17 protein-coding genes and 2 riboswitches are annotated in these 23726 nt (G+C 61.7%); of the genes, 8 read left to right on the top strand and 9 right to left on the bottom strand.

Annotated elements, in window-relative coordinates:
• Positions 1 to 3: 3 nt before the first annotated feature.
• A complete protein-coding gene (locus tag PDR5_RS16045) occupies positions 4 to 498 on the bottom strand; it encodes a DUF934 domain-containing protein (RefSeq protein ID WP_007959510.1) in 495 nt (164 codons plus the stop codon).
• Positions 482 to 2140, bottom strand: a complete 1659-nt coding sequence (locus PDR5_RS16040; protein WP_064597038.1) for a nitrite/sulfite reductase — start codon at positions 2138 to 2140, stop codon at positions 482 to 484. Before PDR5_RS16040 ends, PDR5_RS16045 begins: the two co-directional genes overlap by 17 nt.
• Positions 2141 to 2665: 525 nt before the next feature.
• Between PDR5_RS16040 and PDR5_RS16035 the strand changes: the two genes are divergently transcribed.
• On the top strand, positions 2666 to 3739 hold the full coding sequence (locus PDR5_RS16035; protein WP_064597036.1) for an ABC transporter substrate-binding protein: 1074 nt from the start codon (positions 2666 to 2668) through the stop codon (positions 3737 to 3739).
• Positions 3740 to 3744: 5 nt separating this feature from the next.
• Here PDR5_RS16035 and PDR5_RS16030 read toward each other — a convergent pair whose 3' ends face one another.
• Together PDR5_RS16030 and metH are read right to left on the bottom strand one after the other, a co-directional pair.
• Positions 3745 to 3963, bottom strand: coding sequence for a DUF2970 domain-containing protein (locus PDR5_RS16030; protein WP_007959515.1), 219 nt, complete (start codon positions 3961 to 3963; stop codon positions 3745 to 3747).
• Between the two features lie 112 nt (positions 3964 to 4075).
• Entirely contained in the window at positions 4076 to 7786 is a 3711-nt protein-coding gene (metH, locus tag PDR5_RS16025) for a methionine synthase (protein ID WP_064597034.1), read from the bottom strand.
• 158 nt (positions 7787 to 7944) lie between these two features.
• Between metH and PDR5_RS16020 the strand changes: the two genes are divergently transcribed.
• The 3 genes from PDR5_RS16020 (at position 7945) to nfuA (ending at position 12012) form a co-directional block, all read left to right on the top strand.
• Positions 7945 to 10239, top strand: a complete 2295-nt coding sequence (locus tag PDR5_RS16020; RefSeq protein WP_064597032.1) for a fatty acid cis/trans isomerase — start codon at positions 7945 to 7947, stop codon at positions 10237 to 10239.
• Positions 10240 to 10334: 95 nt separating this feature from the next.
• Positions 10335 to 11336, top strand: coding sequence for an acyltransferase family protein (locus tag PDR5_RS16015; RefSeq protein WP_064597030.1), 1002 nt, complete (start codon positions 10335 to 10337; stop codon positions 11334 to 11336).
• Positions 11337 to 11427: 91 nt separating this feature from the next.
• Entirely contained in the window at positions 11428 to 12012 is a 585-nt protein-coding gene (gene nfuA, locus PDR5_RS16010) for a Fe-S biogenesis protein NfuA (protein WP_007959519.1), read from the top strand.
• 144 nt (positions 12013 to 12156) lie between these two features.
• Here the strand turns inward: nfuA and cobM are convergent, their stop codons facing one another.
• The 5 genes from cobM to PDR5_RS15985 form a co-directional block, all read right to left on the bottom strand.
• The gene (cobM, locus tag PDR5_RS16005; protein ID WP_064597028.1) at positions 12157 to 12903 is read right to left on the bottom strand and encodes a precorrin-4 C(11)-methyltransferase; all 747 of its coding nucleotides are present in this window, start codon (positions 12901 to 12903) and stop codon (positions 12157 to 12159) included.
• A 91-nt stretch (positions 12904 to 12994) separates the two neighbouring features.
• The gene (locus PDR5_RS16000) at positions 12995 to 13408 is read right to left on the bottom strand and encodes a cobalamin biosynthesis protein (RefSeq protein WP_039768823.1); all 414 of its coding nucleotides are present in this window, start codon (positions 13406 to 13408) and stop codon (positions 12995 to 12997) included.
• The gene (locus PDR5_RS15995; protein WP_064597026.1) at positions 13405 to 14106 is read right to left on the bottom strand and encodes a CbtA family protein; all 702 of its coding nucleotides are present in this window, start codon (positions 14104 to 14106) and stop codon (positions 13405 to 13407) included. Before PDR5_RS15995 ends, PDR5_RS16000 begins: the two co-directional genes overlap by 4 nt.
• An 11-nt stretch (positions 14107 to 14117) precedes the next feature.
• A complete protein-coding gene (locus PDR5_RS15990; RefSeq protein WP_007959524.1) occupies positions 14118 to 14315 on the bottom strand; it encodes a CbtB domain-containing protein in 198 nt (65 codons plus the stop codon).
• Between the two features lie 120 nt (positions 14316 to 14435).
• Positions 14436 to 14657: riboswitch (cobalamin riboswitch) on the bottom strand.
• Between the two features lie 465 nt (positions 14658 to 15122).
• Complete coding sequence (locus PDR5_RS15985) at positions 15123 to 16274, bottom strand: integrase core domain-containing protein (protein WP_064592843.1); 1152 nt, start codon at positions 16272 to 16274, stop codon at positions 15123 to 15125.
• Between the two features lie 589 nt (positions 16275 to 16863).
• A riboswitch (cobalamin riboswitch) is annotated at positions 16864 to 17073 on the top strand.
• Positions 17074 to 17172: 99 nt separating this feature from the next.
• Between PDR5_RS15985 and cobW the strand changes: the two genes are divergently transcribed.
• The 4 genes from cobW to PDR5_RS15965 are packed head-to-tail and all read left to right on the top strand — an operon-like array spanning position 17173 to position 23704.
• Positions 17173 to 18246, top strand: coding sequence for a cobalamin biosynthesis protein CobW (cobW, locus tag PDR5_RS15980; protein WP_064597024.1), 1074 nt, complete (start codon positions 17173 to 17175; stop codon positions 18244 to 18246).
• Positions 18247 to 18249: 3 nt separating this feature from the next.
• Positions 18250 to 22017: a cobaltochelatase subunit CobN gene (cobN, locus tag PDR5_RS15975; RefSeq protein ID WP_064597022.1), complete on the top strand. Its 3768-nt coding sequence runs from the start codon at positions 18250 to 18252 to the stop codon at positions 22015 to 22017.
• 8 nt (positions 22018 to 22025) lie between these two features.
• A complete protein-coding gene (locus PDR5_RS15970; protein WP_064597019.1) occupies positions 22026 to 23039 on the top strand; it encodes an ATP-binding protein in 1014 nt (337 codons plus the stop codon).
• Between the two features lie 2 nt (positions 23040 to 23041).
• Positions 23042 to 23704, top strand: coding sequence for a vWA domain-containing protein (locus PDR5_RS15965; RefSeq protein ID WP_237233865.1), 663 nt, complete (start codon positions 23042 to 23044; stop codon positions 23702 to 23704).
• The last annotated feature ends 22 nt before the right edge of the window (positions 23705 to 23726 follow it).

Genomic DNA, 23726 nt, shown 5'->3' with positions numbered 1-23726 from the left:
CGGTCAGCGGCGACGGAACAGCGGCAGCGGTTCGTCAGTGGCGGCCTGATAGGTCACCGAGAAGTCCTTGAGGCTTTCAAGGGCGTCGTACGGGTCTTTGTCCGCGCGCAGGGCGAAGGCATCGAAACCGCAACGGCGCATGTAGAACAACTGGTCGCGCAGCACATCACCAATCGCCCGCAGTTCACCTTTGAAACCGTAGCGGTCACGCAGCAGGCGGGCGTTGGAGTAGTTGCGGCCATCGGTGAACGCCGGGAAGTTCAGGGCAATCACCTGGAACTCGTTCACGTCGTCACCGATTTCTTCGGCTTCTTCGTCGGCATCCAGCCACACACCCAGACCGCCATCGCGGGCCTTGAGCATGCGGGCGTGTTCACGCCACAGCTGCAGCGGGACGATCAGGTCGTCGCAGTTGCTGATTTCGTCGATGTTGAAATCCTTGGGCAGCAGGTGCCAGGTTTCGTCGACGACCTCGTTGTTCTTAATGATTCGCTGCATAGACGCGTTCCTTGAAGAGGTCGATGCCAATACGCTGGTAGGTGTCGATGAAACGCTCGTCTTCGGTGCGCTGTTCCACGTACACGTCGATCAGTTTGGAGATCACGTCCGGCATGTCTTCCTGGGCGAAGGAAGGGCCGAGGATCTTGCCCAGGCTGGCGTCACGGCTGGCGCTGCCGCCGAGCGAGACCTGGTAGAACTCTTCACCTTTCTTGTCCACACCGAGGATGCCGATGTGGCCGACGTGGTGGTGACCGCAGGCGTTCATGCAGCCGGAGATGTTCAGGTCCAGTTCACCGATGTCGAACAGGTAGTCCAGGTCGTCGAAGCGGCGCTGGATCGATTCGGCGATCGGGATCGACTTGGCGTTGGCCAGCGAGCAGAAATCACCGCCAGGGCAGCAGATGATGTCGGTCAGCAGGCCGATGTTCGGCGTGGCGAAACCTTGCTCGCGCAGCTCGCCCCACAGGGTGAACAGCTGGCTCTGCTCGACGTCGGCCAGAATGATGTTCTGCTCGTGGGAAGTGCGCAGTTGACCGAAGCTGTAGCGGTCGGCCAGGTCGGCAACGGCGTCGAGCTGCTTGTCGGTGATGTCACCCGGTGCAACGCCGGTCGGCTTCAGGGACAGGGTCACGGCCACATAGCCCGGCTTCTTGTGCGCCAGGGTGTTGCGGGTGCGCCAGCGGGCGAAACCCGGATGCTCTTTGTCGAGGGCGGCCAGTTCGGCGGTCTGGTTTTCCAGCGCCTTGTAGTCCGGGTCGACGAAGTGTTTGGCCACACGATGCACTTCGGCTTCGGTCAGCGTGGTCTGGCCGCCGCGCAGGTGTTCCATCTCTGCATCGACTTTCTGAGCGAAGACTTCCGGCGTCAGCGCCTTGACGAGGATCTTGATCCGCGCCTTGTATTTGTTGTCACGACGGCCGTAGCGGTTGTACACCCGCAGGATTGCGTCGAGGTAGCTCAACAGGTCCTGCCATGGCAGGAACTCGTTGATGAACGCACCGACCACCGGGGTACGACCCAGACCACCGCCGACCAGCACACGGAAACCGAGTTCACCGGCAGCGTTGTGTACCGGCTCAAGGCCGATGTCGTGGACTTCGATGGCCGCACGGTCGGAGGTCGAACCGTTGACGGCGATCTTGAACTTGCGTGGCAGGTAAGCGAATTCCGGGTGGAACGTGGTCCACTGACGAACGATTTCGCACCACGGACGCGGGTCGATCAACTCGTCGGCTGCAACACCGGCGAACTGGTCGGTAGTGACGTTGCGCAGGCAGTTGCCGCTGGTCTGGATGGCGTGCATCTGCACAGTGGCCAGTTCGGCGAGGATGTCCGGGATGTCTTCGACCGCCGGCCAGTTGAACTGCACGTTCTGCCGCGTACTGATGTGGGCGTAGCCCTTGTCATAGTCGCGGGCGATCTTGGCCATCATGCGCACCTGACGCGAGGTCAGTTGGCCGTAAGGCACCGCCACTCGCAACATCGGCGCGAAACGCTGGATGTACAGGCCATTCTGCAGGCGCAGGGGGCGGAATTCTTCTTCGCTCAGCTCACCTGCCAGATAGCGTCGGGTCTGATCACGGAACTGCTTGACGCGGTCCTCGATGATCCGCTGATCGTACTCGTCGTATACGTACATATAAGTCCTGTTCTCAGGCTTTGGCCACTCGGAAAACGCTGCGTTTTCGCTTGCTGGAGTCCGATGGTTCCTCTGCAATTCTGCGCGCACGGCCGCGCACTCCCTGACGGAGCCGGGGCAATATACCCGTTTGCAGTTATGCGCAAAAGTGATGTTTGAGTATATGTAAAGAACCAAATCGCCTAACAAGAATCACTGTCAACTAAACCACATTTGTCGTGCGGACAATCATCGTCTTTACTGTGGTCGAGTCTTTCTGCAATCACCGATAAAACCGACAAGAGGCGATGCAATGAGCAACCCAACCAAAGCAAGGAAAAGCGATAGCAGCGTCGATGCCTGGGCGATTCTGTTCCTGATCATTCTGGTCGTTGGAACGGCAGTATTCTGGGTCAGCCATCAGTAAAACGACTCGTCCGGGCCCCGCTTGCGACGATTGTCGGACAAAAGGCGGGATCAAGCGCCAAAGGCCAGGTGATCAATGGCTATAATGCGCGGCCATTTTTCCTTGGGCCCGGATGATTCATGTTCAAGTTTTTCCACCTCAGCCTGCTGCTGTTCGGCGCGGTTTTCGGTACCTGCGCGCGTGCGGAGTCGGTGCTGTTCCTGAATCCGGGCTCGACGCAGGAAGCATTCTGGGTCAGCTATTCGCAATTCATGCAGGCTGCCGCCCGGGATCTGGGGATCGACCTGCGCATCCTTTATGCCCAGCGCCAGCCGGAACTGACCCTGGCGCAGGCGCGATTGGCCCTGCAGGGGCCTGAGCGCCCGGATTATCTGGTGTTCGTCAACGAACAGTACGTGGCGCCGCAGATTCTGCGCATGGCCAACGGCAGCGGCGTGAAGCTCTTTATCGTCAATTCGGCACTGACGCCCAATCAGCAGGCGTTGGTGACTGAGCGCGCGGACCGCGTCGGCAGTCTGGTGCCTAACGACGAGGAGGGCGGCTATCTGATGATGAAAGAACTGATCCGCCTGCATCCGCCCGTGGCGCCCGGTGAAAGCATCGATCTGCTGGCGTTCTCCGGCCTCAAGATCACGCCATCGGCGCAATTGCGCGAAAAGGGCATGCAGCGGGCCCTGGCGGAGAATCCGCAGGTACGTTTGCGGCAACTGGTCTATGGCGGCTGGACCCAGCAACGGGCTTACGAGCAGGCGAAGCAGTTGCTGGTCCGCTATCCCAACGTTTCATTGGTATGGGCAGCCAATGATGAAATGGCCTTCGGCGCGATGCGTGCTGCGTCCGAGGCCGGCAAGGTGCCGGGCAAGGACGTGCTGTTCAGCGCGGTCAACACCTCGCCCGAAGCTTTGCAGGCGGTGGTCGACGGACGCCTGAGCGCGTTGCTCGGCGGGCATTTCACCCTGGGTGGCTGGGCACTGGTCGAGCTGCATGATCACGCGCAAGGCGTCGATCTGAATCAGTATGGCGGCAGGGATCGGCAGATTCCGTTGCTGCAACTGATCGACAGGGATCATGCCCGCCGAATCCTTGCAATGGGCGCCTCACCGGACTACGGCGTGCAGTTTCGCAAGCTCTCGGCGAAAGGGCGCCCGGTTTCGTATCGCTACCCGTTCAATCTGCAGACCCTGATGCACTAGGGCCGTCAGACGCCCGCCAGATGCACCACCAGTTGCACAATGCCGAACAGCGTCAGAGCGAACACCGCCGTGAACGCGATACCCAAGAAGATGAAATGGCTGGGCTTGCCGTGGGTGAAGTCCCTCGCCCGGTTCTTGCCGCTCTGCACCCCGAACGCCGCCGCCATGACGCTATGCAGCATCTGCCAGAACGTCGGTGGCTTGTTGTCGACTGGATCGTCCATAAATCCCCCGTCTGCCGTGTGTGTCAGACAAGCATAGCCAACCGTTTTCAGGCCGCAGAAATAACTGTGGGAGCCAACAGGCTCCCACAGGGTGTCGTCGCGTGAAGCGGGATTAGTTGTCGTAACCCAGATTCGGCGCCAGCCAGCGTTCGGTCAGGCTCAGTTCCTGGCCTTTGCGCGAGGTGTAGCTCTGCACCTGATCCTTGTCGACCTTGCCCACGGCGAAGTACTGCGCCTGCGGATGGGCGAAGTACCAGCCGCTGACCGCTGCCGCCGGGAACATCGCGTAGTGCTCGGTGAGGAACACGCCGCTGCGACCGGCGCGCATTTCCTGGGCCTCAGGGTCGAGCAGGGCGAACAGCGTGGCCTTCTCGGTGTGATCCGGGCACGCGGGGTAGCCGGGAGCAGGGCGGATGCCGGAGTACTGCTCTTTGATCAGCGCCTCGTTGTCGAGAGCTTCATCCTTGGCGTAACCCCAGTGCTCCTTGCGCACCTGCTGGTGCAGCCACTCGGCGCAGGCCTCGGCCAGACGGTCGGCGAGGGCCTTGACCATGATCGAGTTGTAATCGTCGCCAGCGTCCTGATAAGCCTTGGCCACTTCTTCGGCACCGATCCCGGCGGTGGTGATGAAACCACCGACATAGTCGGTCACTTCGCTGTCCTTCGGCGCGACGAAGTCGGCCAGGGAGAAGTTCGGCTTGCCGTCGGTCTTGATGATCTGCTGACGCAGGTGATGCAGGCGCGCCATCGGCTTGCCGTCATCGCCGTACAACTCGATATCGTCATCGTGCACCTGATTGGCCGGCCAGAAGCCGAACACCGCACGGGCGCTGATCAGTTTCTCGTCGATCAGCTTGGTCAGCATCTCGCGGGCGTCCTTGTACAGCGAGGTCGCCGCTTCACCGACCACTTCGTCTTCGAGGATGCGCGGGAACTTGCCGGCCAGATCCCAGGAGATGAAGAACGGCGTCCAGTCGATGTACTCGGCCAGGACGTTGAGGTCGATATTGTCCAGCACGCGGGTGCCGGTGAAGGTCGGTTTGACCGGGGTGTAAGTGGCCCAGTCGAACTGCGGCTTCTTGGCGATCGCGGCGGCGTAGCTCAGGCGCTCGGTGCGGGCGCTGCGGTTGGCGGTGCGCTCGCGGACGTCGATGTACTCTTCGCGGGTCTTCTGGACGAAGCCGGCCTTCAGTTCCTTGGACAGCAACTGCGTCGCCACGCCCACGGCGCGGGAGGCGTCGGTCACGTAGACCACCGCGTCGTTGCTGTACTTGGGCTCGATCTTCACCGCCGTGTGCGCCTTGGAGGTGGTCGCGCCGCCGATCATCAGCGGCAGGTGGAAGTCCTGGCGCTGCATCTCGCGGGCCACATGGACCATTTCATCCAGCGACGGGGTGATCAGGCCGGACAGGCCGATGATGTCGCACTTCTGCTCCTTGGCCACCTGCAGGATCTTCTCGGCCGGCACCATCACGCCCAGGTCGACGATGTCATAGCCGTTGCAACCCAGTACCACGCCGACGATGTTCTTGCCGATGTCGTGCACGTCGCCCTTCACCGTGGCCATCAGGATCTTGCCCTTGGCTTCCGGCTTGTCGCCCTTTTCCAGTTCGATGAACGGAATCAGGTGCGCCACAGCCTGTTTCATCACGCGGGCGGATTTCACCACCTGCGGCAGGAACATTTTGCCGGCGCCGAACAGGTCACCGACGATGTTCATGCCGGACATCAGCGGGCCTTCGATCACTTCGATCGGGCGAGCGAAGGACTGACGGGATTCTTCGGTGTCTTCGACGATGTGGGTGGTGATGCCCTTGACCAGCGCGTGCTCCAGACGCTTGTTGACGTCCCAGCTGCGCCATTCTTCGGTCTCGGCTTCCTTGACGCTGCCATCGCCCTTGTACTTGTCGGCGATGGCGAGGAGGGCGTCGGTGCCTTCCGGGGTGCGGTTGAGGATCACGTCTTCAACGGCGTCGCGCAGTTCCTGCGGGATCTGGTCGTAGATCTCCAACTGACCGGCGTTGACGATGCCCATGGTCAGGCCAGCGCGGATCGCGTACAGCAGGAACACCGAGTGGATCGCCTCGCGCACCGGGTTGTTGCCGCGGAACGAGAACGACACGTTGGACACGCCGCCGGAGCTCAGGGCGTACGGCAGCTCGTCACGGATGTAGGCACAGGCGTTGATGAAGTCCACAGCGTAGTTGTTGTGTTCTTCGATGCCGGTTGCCACGGCGAAGATGTTCGGGTCGAAGATGATGTCTTCTGGCGGGAAGCCGACTTCATTGACCAGAATGTCGTAGGAGCGTTTGCAGATCTCTTTCTTGCGCGCTTCGGTGTCGGCCTGGCCGGCTTCGTCGAACGCCATCACCACCACGGCGGCGCCGTAGCGCTTGCACAGTTTGGCGTGATGGATGAACTGCTCGACGCCTTCTTTCATGCTGATCGAGTTGACGATGCCCTTGCCCTGGATGCATTTGAGGCCGGCTTCGATCACGTCCCATTTCGAGGAGTCGATCATGATCGGTACGCGGGAGATGTCCGGTTCGCCGGCAATCAGATTGAGGAAGGTCACCATGGCCTTCTTCGAATCGAGCATCCCTTCGTCCATGTTGATGTCGATCACCTGGGCGCCGGCCTCGACTTGCTGCAGGGCGACTTCCAGGGCTTCGGTGTAGTTGTCTTCACGGATCAGGCGGGCGAATTTCGCGGAACCGGTGATGTTGGTCCGCTCGCCGACGTTGACGAACAGCGAGCTGCGATCGATGGTGAACGGCTCCAGGCCCGACAGACGGCAAGCCTTGGGAATGTCCGGAATCTGCCGCGGCGCATAGCCGGCAACGGCTTTGGCGATGGCTTCGATGTGGCCCGGCGTGGTGCCGCAGCAACCGCCGACGATGTTGAGGAAACCGCTCTGGGCGAATTCTTCGATGACCTTGGCGGTGTCCACCGGCAGTTCGTCGTACTCGCCGAATTCGTTCGGCAGGCCGGCGTTCGGGTGCGCCGAAACGTGGGTGCTGGCCTTGTCCGACAGCTCTTCCAGGTACGGACGCAGTTCGCGGGCACCGAGGGCGCAGTTCAGGCCGACCGAAATCGGTTTGGCGTGGGCCACGGAGTTCCAGAACGCTTCGGTGGTCTGGCCCGACAGGGTACGGCCGGAGGCGTCGGTGATGGTGCCGGAAATCATGATCGGCAACTCGAAGCCCAGTTCTTCGAATACGCCTTGCACGGCAAAGATCGCGGCTTTGGCGTTGAGAGTGTCGAAGATGGTTTCGATCAGGATCAGGTCGGCGCCGCCTTCGATCAGGCCTTTGGTGGCCTCGGTGTAGTTTTCCACCAGCTCATCGAAGGTGACGTTGCGATAGCCTGGGTTGTTGACGTCCGGCGACAGCGAGCAGGTGCGGCTGGTCGGGCCCAGAACGCCGGCAACGAAACGCGGCTTGTCCGGGGTCTCGAGGGTTTTCGCGTCGGCGACCTTGCGTGCCAGGCGGGCGCCTTCTACGTTGAGTTCGTAGACCAGTTCTTCCATGCCGTAGTCGGCCATGGAAATCTGCGTGGCGTTGAAGGTGTTGGTCTCGAGGATGTCGGCGCCGGCGTCCAGGTAGGCTTTCTCGATGCCGCCGATCACGTCCGGGCGGGTCAGCACCAACAGATCGTTGTTGCCCTTGACGTCGCTCGGCCAGTCGGCAAAGCGTTTGCCGCGATAATCCTGCTCTTCGAGCTTGTAGCTCTGGATCATCGTGCCCATGCCGCCGTCGAGAATCAGGATGCGCTCTTTGAGAGCTTGCTTGAGAGCTTGAAGGCGGACGCTGCGATCGGACATTGGGGCTACTCGAAAAAGACCATGACGAAGGGCCGGGATCATAACAAACCTGTGCGGTTTTAGAGCATGTGACGCTTTTGCATGAATATCGCTCATGTTGGTACGGGCGTCATAACGGTAGAATCGCGGCGTTTTTCTTCAGGATCAGGGTCAGGGACATGTCGTACCGCGTCATCAGCATTGCATTGCTGTTTTTAAGCTTTGGCGCGGTGGCGCAAAGTCCCGCTATTTCTTCTTCTATTTCCTACACCCGAGACATCCAGCCGATCTTCACCGAAAAGTGCGTGGCCTGCCATGCGTGCTACGACTCTGCCTGTCAGCTCAACCTGGGCAGTGGTGAAGGCGCAGCGCGGGGCGCGAGCAAGATGCCGGTCTACGATGGCGAACGCACCCAGGCGGCGCCGACCACGCGGCTGTTCTATGACGCCTTCGGCAAACGGGCCTGGCAGCAGAAAGACTTCTACTCGGTGCTCGACGCCCAGGGCAGCCAGGCCGCACTGATGGCGCGCATGTTGGAGCTGGGACACAAAACGCCGCTGACCCCCAACGCCAAACTGCCGCAAGACATTGTGCTGGGTCTCAACCGCGAAAACCTGTGCGCGATGCCCGCCGAGTTCGAAGGCTATGCCGGCGCCCATCCGAAAGAGGGCATGCCGCTGGCGGTGACCGGGCTGACCGATCAGCAATATCAGACACTGCAACGTTGGCTCGCTTCCGGCGCACCGATCGATGAGCAAGGCCTGGCGCCAAGCGCCAAGGAAGCGATGCAGATCGTCCAGTGGGAAAATCTGCTCAACCAGCCTGGCGCGCGGGAAAGTCTGGTCGGGCGCTGGCTGTTCGAGCACTGGTTCCTGGCGCATATCTATTTCAAGGACGGCGAGCCGGGGCATTACTTCCAGTGGGTGCGCTCGCGCACGCCGACCGGGCAACCAATCGATCTGATCGCCACCCGTCGCCCGAACGACGATCCGGGTACTCAGGTGTATTACCGCCTGTGGCCGGTGCAGGGTGTGATCGTGCACAAGACCCACATCACTTATCCGCTGAGCGCGGCGAAGATGGCGCGGGTCAAAAGCCTGTTCTACAACGGCAACTGGCAGGTCAATGCCTTGCCGGGCTACGGGCCGCAGAGCCGGGCCAACCCTTTTGCGACTTTCGAGGCGATTCCGGCGCAGGCGCGTTATCAGTTCATGCTCGATAATGCCGAATACTTCGTGCGCACCTTCATTCGTGGCCCGGTGTGCCGTGGGCAGATCGCAACCGACGTGATCCGCGACAACTTCTGGGCGCTGTTCCAGGCCCCGGAACACGACCTGTACATCACCGACCCGAACTATCGCGGCCAGGCCACGCCGTTGCTGGCCATGCCGGGGCAGAACGACGATGTCGGCAGTGTCCTGAGCCTGTGGCACAACTACCGCAACAAGCGAAACCAATACGAAGCCCTGCGCCGTGACAGCTATGCGGATCTGCCGGCGCCGAGCTGGTCGACCCTGTGGGCCGGCAACGACAACGCCTTGCTCAGCATCTTCCGCCACTTCGACAGCGCTTCGGTGACCAAAGGCCTGATCGGCGAAGTGCCGCAGACTATGTGGCTGTTCGACTACCCGTTGCTGGAGCGCACCTATTACCAGTTGGCGGTAAATTTCGATGTGTTCGGCAACGTCTCCCATCAGGCGCAAACGCGCTTGTATTTCGACCTGATCCGCAACGGCGCCGAACAGAACTTCCTGCGCCTGATGCCCGCCGATTCCCGTGAGGGCTACCTCGACGATTGGTACCAGAGCAGCGGCCAGTTCAAGATGTGGCTCGATTACGAAGCCATAGACGATGACAAGCCGACCGCGCTGAAACTCGACGAGAAAGACCCGAAACGCGATTTCGCCATGCAATTGCTGACGCGCTACGGCGATCTCAACGCGCGTCCGGATCCGATCAATCGTTGCGAAGACGCCTACTGCTCGCGCCCGAACATCGACCCGGCGCTGCAAAACGCCGAACAGGCGCTGAGTCGCCTGACTTCGCGCCCGGCGGCGGGCCTGAAAGTGATCGATCAATTGCCGGAAGCCACCATGCTCCGGGTTGAAACCCGCAGCGGCAAGCGCGAGGTCTACAGCCTGCTGCGCAACCGCGCCCACAGCAACGTGGCGTTCCTGCTCGGCGAATCGCTGCGCTATCAACCGGGGCTGGACACGCTGACGATCTACCCGGGCGTGCTCAGCAGCTACCCGAATTTCATGTTCAACGTCCCGGCAGACCAGGTGCCGGCGTTTGTCGATGCGATGGAAGGGGCAAAGGACGCGGCGCAGTTCGAGAAAGTCGTCGAGCGCTGGGGGATTCGCCGCAGTCATCCGCAGTTCTGGTTCTATTTCCACGATTTGAGCCAGTACATCCACGAAACCGAGCCGGTGGAAGAGGGCGTGCTGGACATGAACCGGTACGAGAATCTTTGATCGTTTGTGGTTGAGCGGTTGTCCCAATTCTCAGGGACACCGCCGCTCCCACAAGTGCAGTGGTGCTCCGCAAATCCTGGACGGGAGCGCCATTGATGTTGATTTCAGTGCAGGCCCTGCGAGCGCTCGCCGCGTGGGCGGTGGTCTGCCATCACTTCATGCAGATTTTCTTCGACTTCGAGGCGCGGGGGCCGATCGGGCAGCTGTTCATCGACAAGGGCGCGGTGGGCGTCGATATCTTTTTCGTGATCAGCGGGCTGGTGATTTTCCTGTCCACCGAAGGCAAGGCGCTGCCGCCCGCGCGGTTTCTGCTGTATCGACTGTTCCGGATTGTCCCGGCGTATTGGCTCTACACCGTGCTGATGGCTTTGTTGGTGGTATTCGCCCGGCCGTTGCTGCCGGATCAGACGGTGGACTGGAGTCATTTGCTGCTGTCGTTGCTGTTTATCCCGACCGAAAACCCCGGCGGCTACGGGATCTACCCGACCCTGAATGTCGGCTGGACCCTGAATTACGAGATGCTGTTTTACGTGTTGTTCGCCTGGGCGCTGTTGTTTCGGTTGCAGGTGCGCTTGCTGGTGGTCGCGGCGCTGCTGTTCGCGGTGTGCCAGGCCTGGACCGGATTTGGCTGGGTCAGCGAGTTTTATCGCTCGGACATCGTTTATGAGTTCCTGCTCGGGATCAGTATCGGCATGTTCTATCGCCGCGGCTGGATCGGACCGGCGCTCTGGCTGCCGTTGCTGGGGATCGGTGCGGCGTTGCTGGCGATCTATCACCTGCCGCCGGAACCCCGTTTGCTGAATTGGGGCGTGCCCAGTGCGGTGCTGGTCATGGCCAGCATGGCGCTGGAGCGCCATGTCGAGCGCAACAGGCTGCTCAAGCTGCTGGGCGACTGTTCGTACTCGGTGTATCTGATGCACGTGCTGGTGCTGTCGGCTGGCGGTTATCTGGCCCGACGCTATGGGATCAACCCGTATTTGATGTTTGTTGTCTGTGCGCTGGCCATCGGTATCGGTTCTTGGCTGAGCTACGAATGGGTGGAAAAGCGCAGTTATCAGTGGCTTAAAGCACGGATTGACGGCGAACGTGGCGCTTAGCCGATTTGCGAACTATTCCTACGTAAATACTAGGACTTTGTGCCGCGCGCCGATTGGCGTAAACTCCGCCCCAAGCCTGCGAGGAGTTTCCATGACCGCTATTACCATTACCGACGCCGCCCATGATTACCTGGCCGATCTGCTCTCCAAGCAGAACACCCCGGGCATCGGCATCCGCGTTTTCATCACCCAGCCTGGCACCCAGTACGCCGAAACCTGCATTGCCTACTGCAAGCCGGGCGAAGAGAAACCTGAAGATACGGCGCTTGGGCTGAAAAGCTTCACCGCTTACATCGACTCGTTCAGCGAAGCGTTCCTCGATGATGCCGTCGTCGACTACGCCACCGACCGCATGGGCGGCCAGCTGACCATCAAGGCGCCAAACGCCAAAGTCCCGATGGTCAACGCCGACAGCCCGATCAACGAGCGCATCAACTATTACCTGCAAACCGAAATCAACCCGGGGCTGGCCAGCCACGGCGGTCAGGTCAGCCTGATCGATGTGGTTGAAGACGGCATTGCCGTGTTGCAGTTCGGCGGCGGTTGCCAGGGCTGCGGCCAGGCGGACGTGACCCTGAAGGAAGGCATCGAGCGCACCTTGCTCGAGCGCATTCCGGAGCTCAAGGGCGTTCGCGACGTGACCGACCACACGCAGAAAGAAAACGCCTACTACTAAGGTGTTCGCTGCGGCATGAAAAAACGGCGCCCCGTGAGCGCCGTTTTTTTATGCCAGAAATTCAGCGTCCCAAATCGCGAGCAGGCTCGCTCCCACAGGGAAATGCGGTCTATTGTGGGAGCGAGCCTGCTCGCGATGGGGCCGTCATGGGCGGTAAAGATGTGCATGCCCCGCGCGATACAGCGACGACTCGCTAAAGTGATCGCTACCCAACACCCGCCCAACCAGAATCAACGCCGTACGCCGAAACCCCTTGGCGGCAACCTTCGCGGCAATATCCTCCAGCGTCCCGACCGCCCAGTCCTGATCCGGCCACGTCGCCCGGTGAATCACCGCAATCGGGCAATCCGCGCCGTAATGCGGCAGCAGCTCAGCCAGGATTTTCTCCAGATGATTGACCCCCAGATGAATCGCCATGGTCGCTCCGTGCTGCGCCAGACTGCCGAGCTCTTCGCCAACCGGCATTGCGGTCTTGTCCGCATATCGGGTCAAAATCACGCTTTGCGAGATGTCCGGCAGGGTCAGTTCAGCGCCCAACAGCGCGGCGCACGCGGCGGTGGCGGTCACGCCGGGAATGATCTGGAACGGAATATCCAGCTCGCGCAAATAACGAATCTGCTCGCCAATCGCGCCATACAGGCTCGGATCGCCCGAATGCACCCGCGCCACGTCCTGGCCCTTGGCATGGGCGGTCTTGATCAGGTCGATGATCTGTTCCAGGTGCAGTTCGGCGCTGTTGACCACGGTTTCCGCGCAATGACCTTCCAGCACCGCCGTCGGCACCAGCGAACCTGCGTAGATGATCACCGGGCAACTGCGGATCAGGCGCTGGCCTTTGACAGTGATCAATTCTGGGTCGCCGGGGCCGGCGCCGATGAAGTAAACGGTCATCGTTGGATCCTGTAAAAAAGGGGCAGGGCGGTGCTTAACAAGCGCTTCAGATGAAGAATGCTCATGATCGAAAGCATGGATTATCGGGAATTTACGCCGCGCCGGCCAATGCCAGAGTTGCCTGGGCGTATTTTTGCCGGGGTATCAGCAGTTTTGCCGGGCCGCTTATCAACTGTTCGGCGAGCGCCAGCGCTGCACTTTCCGCTACGCCGTAGCAACCGGTGCGTTCGAAGGCGATCTGTGAATGGTGACTCAATCGTTGCTGATAACTGGCCAGTTCTTCGCTGCTGAAATACAGCAACGGCAGCGCCAGTTGGGCGGCGAGTTCCTGCAGGCCAGGTTCGTCGCGCTTGAGGTCGATGCTGGCCAGCGCCTTGACCTTCTCCAGATCAATTCGATGTGCCTGTAATGCCTGATCAAGCAAGGCGCGCAGCGTGCTGGCCGGGCAGCCGCGCTGGCAGCCCAGGCCGACCACGAAGGTCGGCGCTGCGCTGTCATCGGTCATGCCTGGTACTGACCTTCGCTTTTGCGGCGGAACAACCACGCGCTGATCAGGCCCAGGGCCAGCCAGAACGCGACGTTGGTCAACTGCGAAGCGATTTTGAACTGAGCTTCGAGGGCTTCCGGGGCGAGCATCGAGTGCACTTCCGGTTGCGGCGCGCCGATCACGTGCGGCACGGCAAGGATCGCCACGCCGAGGATCTTCATCAGCCAGTGACGGCTGAACGCAATCAGGGCCAGACCGACAGCGGTGGAAGCGGCGGTGCCGATCCACCACATCTGACGCGAGGCCAGATCCGCGGCGGCGGTGCCCGGCAGCTCAGGTGGCAGGCCTAGGGTCGGTGCAAGCACGAAAGTCGCATAACCGGCCAGGCCCCAGAGCAGGCCTTGCGAGGTTTTGGTCGGCGCACGCAGGGTATACAGGCCCGCGAGCATCAGGGCAAAACCCACGGCAACCACCAGATTGCTACCGGTGGTGGACACCACGCGCTGCCAGCCGTCTTCCGGCTCCCAGGCTTCGGCATCGTGGGTGTGGGCGGCGGTGCCGGCAGCGTGTTCGTGAACTTCGGCAACCGGTTCGGCTTTCTCGAAGGTTTCGGCCTGCAGAATCAGCGGTGATACCCAGAAGCTTTGCAGCAAGGTCAGGAGCAGGGCAGCCAGAAGGCCGGTGAAACCTGCGGTCTGCGCAATACGCTTGATCATGTCGTCAGGTCTCAGTGGCACGGAAACGCAGCGCTGTGGCGGGTATCGTGAGCAGCGTTGTGCACCGCTTCGATGTGCGAGAAACCGGCGAAATACACCAGGCACGCACCGAGGATCGACGCGCAGACGGCGGCGGTCAGGCGTTGGCTCAGGGTGGTGGTGCTGGAGATCTTGTCCGAATTGCTGCCGGTGCTGCTGATGATCGACATGGCGCTTCCCTCTGGAGTGTCAGCGGGTGAATAGAGCGCATGAAAACCCCTGCGGCCGCGCACGCAGAGGCTCGAACAGCGCCCGCCCACCGCGGGTTTGTCAGGTTCAGTGGCGATATCGCGCACTGTGTGTTGCGGGCCGGTCTCCGGGCTCACGAGGGGTTGGCGTCTAGCCGACCTGCAAGCGTCACCTTCCCATGCCCGTGGGCACAGTGGATCTGACGCTTCGCTCGTTTACCGTTGCGGGGGCAGCACCGGACTGACATGGCTTTAGAGTAAAGCACATGATTCACCGGTTTCCCGTTTCACCCTGTGAGGGGCACCCGTAACAAGTTGTGTAGGAGACCATGAGGGGGGGATTTGAGTCAATTGGGATTGGGATTGGGAGCAGATCCGTTGCTGCGGTTATGGCTGCTTAGGGTTCCGCCCTTACGGCGGGTCACTTTTGGCAAACGCCCCAAAAGTAACCAAAAGGTCTCTAACCCTGACGTACGGCCCCTCGCTGAGGCTCGGGGTTCCTTCGCTCCGGGATCGATCCGGGGGCATCGCCTACGGTTTGCTTCGCTGCACCTCCTCTCGATGCATGCGGCTGCGCCGCACGGTCGCTGCGCTCCCACCCCCGGATCAATCCCTCCACTCAGCCTGCCGACGGGCCCTGCGATCAAAAGCGGTACTTGAGCTAACGCTCATCGTTTTGAGTGGTGGGGAGCTTGGGGTGTTTGGCTTTGGTTTTGTGGTGGGGCGGGCCCTCACTGTAGAGACCGGTACATCCTTTACACATTAGACCGGGGACATCGTTTACACCTTTTACAGGCTTGATACGCGGTTGGCACCGCGCTCAAGCCTGCCTAAACAGAAGTTGCAAAGGTACAGCTCCCACACGTCATCAGCCACTTCCTTCAGCGCGATGTCCTCGCCGATCAGCGCCTCGCCCAAAAACATTCGTTGCCCCTTCCACTTGAACTCGCCGTTCGAGCGAACCTTGCGTACCTCAACCTCAGGGCCATATTCGACCGCGGGCAAGTAGCCCGGATACGGGCGCAACGAAGGTCTGTAGACGGAAGCCGGCGGTTTCATGCCCAGTGCGGTGTGTGGTCGATCATGGTTGAAGTCCTGAACGAACTCTTCAAAGGCCAGCTGTTGGCGTACGAGATTTTCCGCCGGTGTTCGCAGTACCGCTGCTTTGAGGGTGCGGTGCATCCGTTCGTGTCGACCGTTCTGGTCAGGACGCCCTGGTGTGATTGTCTCGATATGGATGCCATGCCTGATGAACCAGACGGACAGCTTCGACAGCCGCGACAAACCGGTCGATGCGAAAGGCGCCCCGTTATCTGTGCGGATTACGTCCGGCAATCCAAACTCCCGGAAAGCCCATTCGAATCCCTGTCGCGTCGGCTCGCTGTGCGTGCCGGGCAGCGCCCGGCAGAGCAGCAGATAGCGACTCATCTGATCGGTAATGGTCAGCGGATAGCACCAATTGCCGTCCTGCATCCTGAACTGCCCTTTGAAGTCGGCACACCAGGTCTGGTTGGGTTCATCGGCCGGGCGTAAATGCGTCGGAGCACGCGGGCGCAAAGGATAAGGGCGCCGCGCAATGACCAAGCCAGCCTTCTTCAACCACTCACCAGCAGTGCTCGCGGCCGGCCATGGGATCTGTGGATCGGACTTTCGCAGGCGATCAATGATCTGTTTGGGGCCTCGATCGGGATGCTCGTTTTTCCTGGCCAGCAATGTGGCGATGATTTCATCCGGGGTTTGATGAGGGCAGTTCAAAGGCTTGCGGGATTGCTCTTTCAAGCCATCCACACCGAGCGCTGCATACCGATCCAGCCATTTATCGACGGTTGGCCGGCTGACCCCATAACGCCGGCTCAATTGGCTCTTGGTGTAGCTGCCACTGAGCCAGTCACTGACTAATTTCACTCGTTGATCCATCGGGGACTCTTGATTCCAGGGCATGGTCAGCACCTCCTGACCATGATTGATACCTGTAAACCATGTCCCCGGTCTCAAACGTAAAGGATGTACCCGGTCTTTACCCACCCCAACCCTCTCCCAGAGGGAGAGGGGGCCGATTTTTGTGCTTTTCAAAGCCTGAGTTCAACGCGGTATCGCACGTCGGCGTATCTCTTCCAAACACCCCGATCAGTTCCCTCTCCCTCCGGGAGAGGGCTAGGGTGAGGGGGCTCTTGATCTGGCCTTTGCTCTAGCTCTGGCTCTGGCTCTAGCTTTTGATCTTTAGTCCCTTCGGCAGGCCGAGCGAAGGTGTCCATCAGGGGGTAGGCGCGCAGCGCCGTGCGGCGAAGCCGCATACATCGAGAGGAGGTGCAGCGAAGCAAACCGTAGGCGATGCCCCCTGGTGGACACCGTAGCGAGGGAACACTGAGCCTAGGCGAAGTGCCGTACGCCGGGGCTCAGCCTTTTTGGTTACTTTTTCGGCGTTTGGAAAAAGTGACCCGCCGTAAGGGCGGAACCCTAGGTGGCCATAACCGCAGCAACGGATATGCTCCCAAAACCAACCTCCCATTGACCCATCACGAACCCATGCGTAGCCTTGCGCTTTCGAGGTTCTTCGGCCCACGTCGAAGCTAAGAAGGGAACGCGGTCCAAGCCGCGGCTGCCCCCGCAACTGTGAACGGTGCTGTTCGCTGCCACGCCACTGCCAACTCCATCCAGAGCCAGCGGGAAGGCGCAGCGAATACCGGGCCAAGGCCCGAACACCGTCAGCCAGGAGACCTGCCTCGTCACAGATTCTCACTTTCAACCGGGCGGGGTGATCCGGTGGCGAACTCTCCAGGCACGCACTCGCGTTACCGGTCTCGTCCCGTATGCCCGCCACCTTGCCAAAGGGCATCCGATGAAAACACTGGCCAAACTCCCCGTCACCATCGTCACCGGCTTCCTCGGCTCGGGCAAAACCACCTTGCTGCGGCACATGCTCGACAACGCCCAGGGCCGCCGCATCGCGGTGATCGTCAACGAGTTCGGCGAGCTGGGTATCGACGGTGAAATCCTCAAACAATGCACCATCGGCTGCACCGAAGAAGAAGCCACCGGCCGCGTCTACGAACTGGCCAACGGGTGCCTCTGCTGCACGGTGCAGGAAGAATTCTTCCCGGTGATGCGCGAACTGGTCGCGCGTCGCGGCGACCTTGACCACATCCTGATCGAAACCTCGGGCCTGGCCCTGCCAAAACCGCTGGTACAAGCCTTCCAATGGCCGGAAATCCGCAGCGCCTGCACCGTTGACGCGGTGATCACCGTGGTCGACAGCCCGGCCGTGGCCGCTGGCACCTTCGCCGCGTTCCCGGATCAGGTCGACGCCCAGCGCAAACTCGATCCGAACCTGGACCACGAATCGCCGCTGCACGAGCTGTTCGCCGACCAACTGGCCAGCGCCGACCTGGTGATCCTCAACAAGGCCGACCAGACCAGCCCTGAAGACCTCGCGCGCGTCCGTCTGGAAGTCGCCGAAGAACTGCCGCCGGCCGTAAAAATCATCGAAGCCAGCAACGGCCGCCTGCCGCTGGACGTGCTGATTGGCCTCGGTGCCGGTTCCGAAGAACACATCGACAGCCGCCACAGCCATCACGATCACCACCACGGTGAAGGCGATGACGATCACGACGACCACGATCACGACGCCTTCGATTCGATTTCCATCGAGCTGCCGCAAGCCGACGAAAGCCTGCTGCTCGACGCATTGACGCAACTGGTGGTTCAACACGGCATCCTGCGGGTCAAAGGCTTCGCGGCGATCCCGAACAAGCCGATGCGCCTGCTGATCCAGGGCGTGGGCACGCGTTTCGACAAGCACTTCGACCGTCAATGGGGCGCCGATGAGGCGCGCGTGACGCGTCTGGTGTTGATCGGTCAGGAACTGGATGCCGCTCAACTCGAAGCGCAACTGCGCGCCGCGCTCAGCGTTTAAGCCATGCACCTGCTCAGGACCCAGCCCGGCGGTTTCGTGTCGGACGACAACATTGCCGACCTCGGACAAACCCCCGCCGAGCTGGTGATCCTGTGCAGCGGCGATTCCAGCCTCGCGCTGCTCGCCGAAGCCGCGCAGCAACTGCCCGAGGATTACCCGAGCGTGCGCCTGGCCAACCCGATGCAGGTGCAGAACCATGCGTCGGTCGACCTTTACGTCGATGAGGTGCTGCGCCACGCCAAGGTGATTCTGATCTCGCTGCACGGCGGCATCGCCTATTGGCGTTATGGCGTCGAGCGGCTGGTCGAATTGTCCGAGCGTGGCGTGCAGGTGATTCTGGTGCCGGGCGATGACCGTCCCGACCCGGAGCTCAGCGACTTGAGTACCGTGGGCGCCGAGGATCGCGACCGGCTCTGGCAGTTTCTGCGTCAGGGCGGCATGGACAATGCGCTGGACTTTTTCCGTTGCCTGGCCAGTCGCTGGCTGGCGCGGGATTACATGTGGGGCGAGCCGCAAACGCTGCCGCGCACGGCGATTTATCACCCGAACAAAAACACCGCCGCACTGAGTGACTGGCAAGCCGATTGGCTGCCCGGTCAACCGGTGTCGGCGGTGTTGTTTTATCGCTCGCATTTGCAAGCGGCCAACACGGCATTTATCGACGTGTTCTGCCAACGGTTGCAGGCGGCCGGACTCAATCCGCTGCCGGTTGCCGTGGCCAGTTTGAAAGAGCCCGGCTGCCTGTCGATGCTCGAGGACTGGCTGGATGAGGTCGAAGCCTCGGTGATTCTGAACACCACCGGTTTCGCTCAGTCCAGCCCGGAAGCGCCGCATCTGCGGCCATTCCGTCGCAACATTCCGGTGATTCAGGCGATCTGTGCCCAGGACAACGAGCCCGGCTGGCGCGACAGCGAGCAGGGCCTCGGTCCGCGGGATCTGGCGATGCACATCGCCTTGCCGGAACTGGACGGCCGGATTATCAGTCGGCCGATCAGCTTCAAGGATCTGGCCTGGCGCAGCGAGCGCAGTCAGTCCGACGTGGTGTGTTATCGGGCCCAACCCGAGCGCATGGATTTCGTCGCCGAACTGGCGCGGCGCTGGGTCGATCTGGCGCGGGTGCCGAACGCTGAAAAGCGCATCGCGCTGATCCTCGCCAATTACCCGACCCGGGATGGGCGCATCGGCAACGGCGTGGGCCTCGACACGCCGGCCGCTGCGCTGAATATCCTGCGGGCATTGCAGGCCCAAGGTTATCCGCTGCCCGCCGAACTGCCGGACAGCGGCACCGAACTGATCCGGCAACTGCTGGGTGGTGTCAGCAATGATCTCGACACCCTCGATCAGCGCCCATGCCAGCAAAGCCTGGCGATGAATGATTACCTGTCGATGTTCAACGCGCTGCCCGAAGCCAACCGCACGGCGGTGCTGGAGCGCTGGGGCTCGCCGCAAAATGATCCGATGTGCCGGGACGGGCGGATGATGATCGCCGGCCTGCGTTTTGGCCTGACTTTCGTCGGCATTCAGCCGGCGCGGGGTTATCAGGTCGATCCGAGCGCGGTGTATCACGACCCGGATCTGGTGCCGCCGCACGCTTACCTCGCGTTCTATTTCTGGCTGCGCCAGACCTACGGCGCCCACGGCGTGATCCACGTCGGCAAGCACGGCAACCTCGAATGGCTGCCCGGCAAAGGTGTGGGCCTGTCGGAGAACTGCTGGCCGGACGCACTGCTCGGGCCGCTGCCGAACATCTATCCGTTTATCGTCAACGATCCGGGCGAGGGCGCCCAAGCCAAACGTCGCACTCAGGCGGTGATCATCGACCACCTGATGCCGCCGCTGACTCGCGCCGAAACCTATGGCCCGTTGCGTAATCTGGAACTGTTGGCTGACGAGTATTACGAAGCTCAGTTACTCGATCCGCGCCGCGCCCGTGAATTGCAGCGCGACATTCTGCAACTGGTGCGTGACACGCAGATCGATCGCGAGCTGCAACTCGACGAAGCCCTCGACAGCGATGCCGATGCGGCGATCTGGCTGCCGCGTCTGGATACCTATCTGTGTGATCTGAAGGAGTCGCAGATCCGCGATGGTCTGCACATCTTTGGAGAGTCTCCGACCGGACGGCTGCGCATCGACACATTGCTGGCGTTGCTGCGGATTCCGCGTGGCGATGGCAAAGGGGCGCAATCGAGTCTGTTGCGTGCGCTGGCCAAGGCGTTTCAGTTGGGGTTCGATCCGCTGGATTGTGCACTGGCTGATTCCTGGACCGGCCCGCGCCCAATGGAACTGCAATCGCTGAGCGATGAAGCCTGGCGCACGGCGGGGGATACTCGCGAACGTCTGGAGCTGTTCGCCACCCAACTGATCTCCCAGTCACTGCCATCTCCCTGTGGGAGCGAGCCGCGCTGGGTTGAAGTCGGTGCAATCCTCGACAACCTCCGCGAAGTGATCGCCCCACGCCTCGATGCCTGCGGCCCGGCCGAAATGCGTGGCCTGCTTGATGCCCTGAGCGGCCGCTTCGTCCCGGCCGGCCCGAGCGGCGCACCCAGTCGCGGCCGCCTCGATGTGCTGCCCACCGGGCGCAATTTCTACTCCGTGGACGTGCGTAACCTGCCGACCACCACGGCCTGGCGAATCGGCTTCCAGTCCGCGACCCTGATTCTCGAGCGACACCTGCAGGATCACGGCGATCACCTGCGCCAACTCGGCCTCTCTGTGTGGGGCACCGCGACCATGCGCACCGGCGGCGATGACATTGCCCAGGCCATGGCGCTGATGGGCGTGCGCCCGGTATGGGCCACCGGTAGTCAGCGGGTCGATGATTTCGAGATTCTGCCGCTGAGCCTGCTCGACCGACCTCGGGTCGATGTCACGCTGCGGGTCTCAGGATTTTTCCGCGATGCGTTCGCCAATCTTATTCGTCTGTTCGATGCTGCCGTGCAAGCCGTGGCGGAACTGGACGAGCCGGACGATCTGAACCCACTGGCCGCCAAAGTACGTGCCGAACGCGAGACGCTGCGCCAATCCGGGCTGGATGACGAGGCCGCGCAGCGTCAGGCCGGCTGGCGGATCTTCGGCGCCAAACCCGGTGCTTATGGGGCGGGTGTGCAGGGCGCCATCGATGGTCGGCTGTGGCAAACCCGCGAGGATCTGGCCGAGGTTTACCTGAACTGGGGCGCGTACGCTTACGGTGGCTCCGACGAAGGCACCGCCGCCCGCGAGCAATTCGTCCAGCGCCTGAGCCAGGTGCAGGCCGTGCTGCAAAACCAGGACAATCGCGAGCATGACCTGCTCGATTCCAACGACTATTACCAGTTCCAGGGCGGCATGCTCGCCGCCGTGGAAAGCCTGCGCGGTGAGGCGGCAGCCAGTTATCACGGCGATCACAGTCAGCCGGACCTGCCAAAGATCCGCACCTTGAAAGAGGAACTGAACCGGGTCATCCGCTCCCGGGCGGCGAACCCGAAATGGATCGACGGGGTCAAGCGCCACGGCTATAAAGGCGCGTTCGAACTGGCGGCGACGGTCGACAACCTGTTTGCCTTCGATGCCACCACGCAACTGATCGACGACCATCAGTACGCCTTGCTGGCCGATGCGTATCTGCTGGACCCGGCGACCCGCGAGTTCGTGCGCGAGCATAATCCCCACGCACTGCGCGACATGACCGAACGCATGCTCGAAGCGCAGCAGCGCGGGATGTGGCAGGCACCGGGCGTCTACAAAGAGGCGCTGGAAAGCCTGCTGCTGGACATAGAAGAAGAGAGCTGAGACTGAACATGACCGACACCCCGCATTTCCCGCTCTCCGCCGTGGTCGGCGCCGATGACCTGAAACTGGCGCTGTACCTGACGGCCATCGATCCGAAGATCGGCGGCGTGCTGATCGAAGGCCCGCGCGGCATGGCCAAGTCGACACTGGCCCGGGGTCTGGCGGATCTGCTGGCCAGCGGTCAGTTCGTCACCTTACCGTTGGGCGCCACCGAAGAGCGACTGGTCGGCACGCTGGATCTGGACGCGGTGTTGAGCGACGGTCGTGCGCAGTTTTCTCCCGGCGTTCTGGCGAAGGCTGACGGCGGCGTGTTGTACGTCGATGAAGTGAATCTGCTGCCGGATCATCTGGTGGACTTGCTGCTTGATGTGGCCGCCAGCGGCACCAACCTGATCGAGCGTGACGGGATTTCCCATCGGCATTCGGCGAAGTTCGTTTTGATCGGCACGATGAACCCGGAAGAGGGTGAATTGCGTCCGCAATTGCTGGATCGCTTTGGTTTGAACGTCGCCCTGAGCGGTCACACGGCGCCGGCCGAGCGCGGTCAGATCATTCGTCGTCGACTGGATTTCGACAGCGATCCGCAGGCGTTCTGTGCGCAGTGGCAGGCTGAACAGCAAGCTCTGCGTCAGCGCTGCGATAACGCCCGCAAGGTTTTACCGGGCATCCCGCTGGATGACGCGGCGCTGGCCCAGATCACCGAGCGCTGCTTCGCGGCGGGCGTCGACGGTTTGCGCGCCGATCTGGTCTGGCTGCGTGCCGCGCGGGCGCATGCGGCGTGGCGCGGTGCGGACGCCATCGCCGAGCAGGATATTGATGCGGTGGCTGAGTTCGCATTGCGTCATCGTCGTCGCGAACAGTCCTCATCCAGTGCGCAGCCACCGGCGCAATCACCGTCCGGCTCCCAGACTGATCCAAGCGAAGGGCAGGGGCAGTGGGGTGAAATGCCGGCGCCGGCGCCGGCGCCGGCACTGGCTACCGGCGCACGCCGCGAAGTCCCGGCCTGGCCAAAAAAGCTTTAGGCATTCGCCCCCGATCCGACGCGGGGGCGAATGCCAGACCCCGCGCCGGACGCCTCGATAACGGCCGCCAGGGCAAGCGTCACGCGGCTCGCAATGGCTCGGTGAACTGGCCCGGTACCTTGCTCAATGGCCGCCCGAAAACCCGGGCGGATCTGCTGTTTCAACTGCGCACCCGCACGCCCCATGAACTGTGGCTGGTGATCGTCGATGCCTCGGCCTCGACCCGTCGCCATCAAGCCTTGAGCGATGCCAAGGGCGTGCTCGCGCAACTGTTCGACGACGCTTATCGGCAGCGCGCGCGCCTTGCGTTGCTGACCGCAAGCGGCGCCGCGCCGAAATGGCAGGTGCAAGGGCTGAAGGCTTCCAGCGGGTTGCGTGCGTGGCTCGATGGATTGGGTGCGGGAGGCGGCACGCCATTGTTGGCGGCGTTGACGGAAGCCGAGCATTGGCTGACGGTGCGGCGCAAGCGTTTCCCCGCTGAACAGCAACGGTTGCTGGTGATCACCGATGGCCGTTTGAAAGACTGGCCGCAACTGCCAGCGCTCGCGTGTCCGGGCCTGTTGATCGACATCGAGCGCGGGCCGATCCGCCTGAAGCGCGCAAGGCAATTGGCGACCGCACTGGACGCGGATTACCGGCATATCGACGAGTTATTGTCGGTCTGAGGGCTATGCTGCATTCAGGCCA

The organism is Pseudomonas sp. DR 5-09, assembly GCF_001655595.1.
In the GTDB taxonomy this organism is placed as follows: Bacteria; Pseudomonadota; Gammaproteobacteria; order Pseudomonadales; family Pseudomonadaceae; genus Aquipseudomonas; species Aquipseudomonas pharyngis.
Note: the sequence above shows the minus strand (reverse complement) of the source record. Positions and strands in the feature narration are given on the sequence as shown.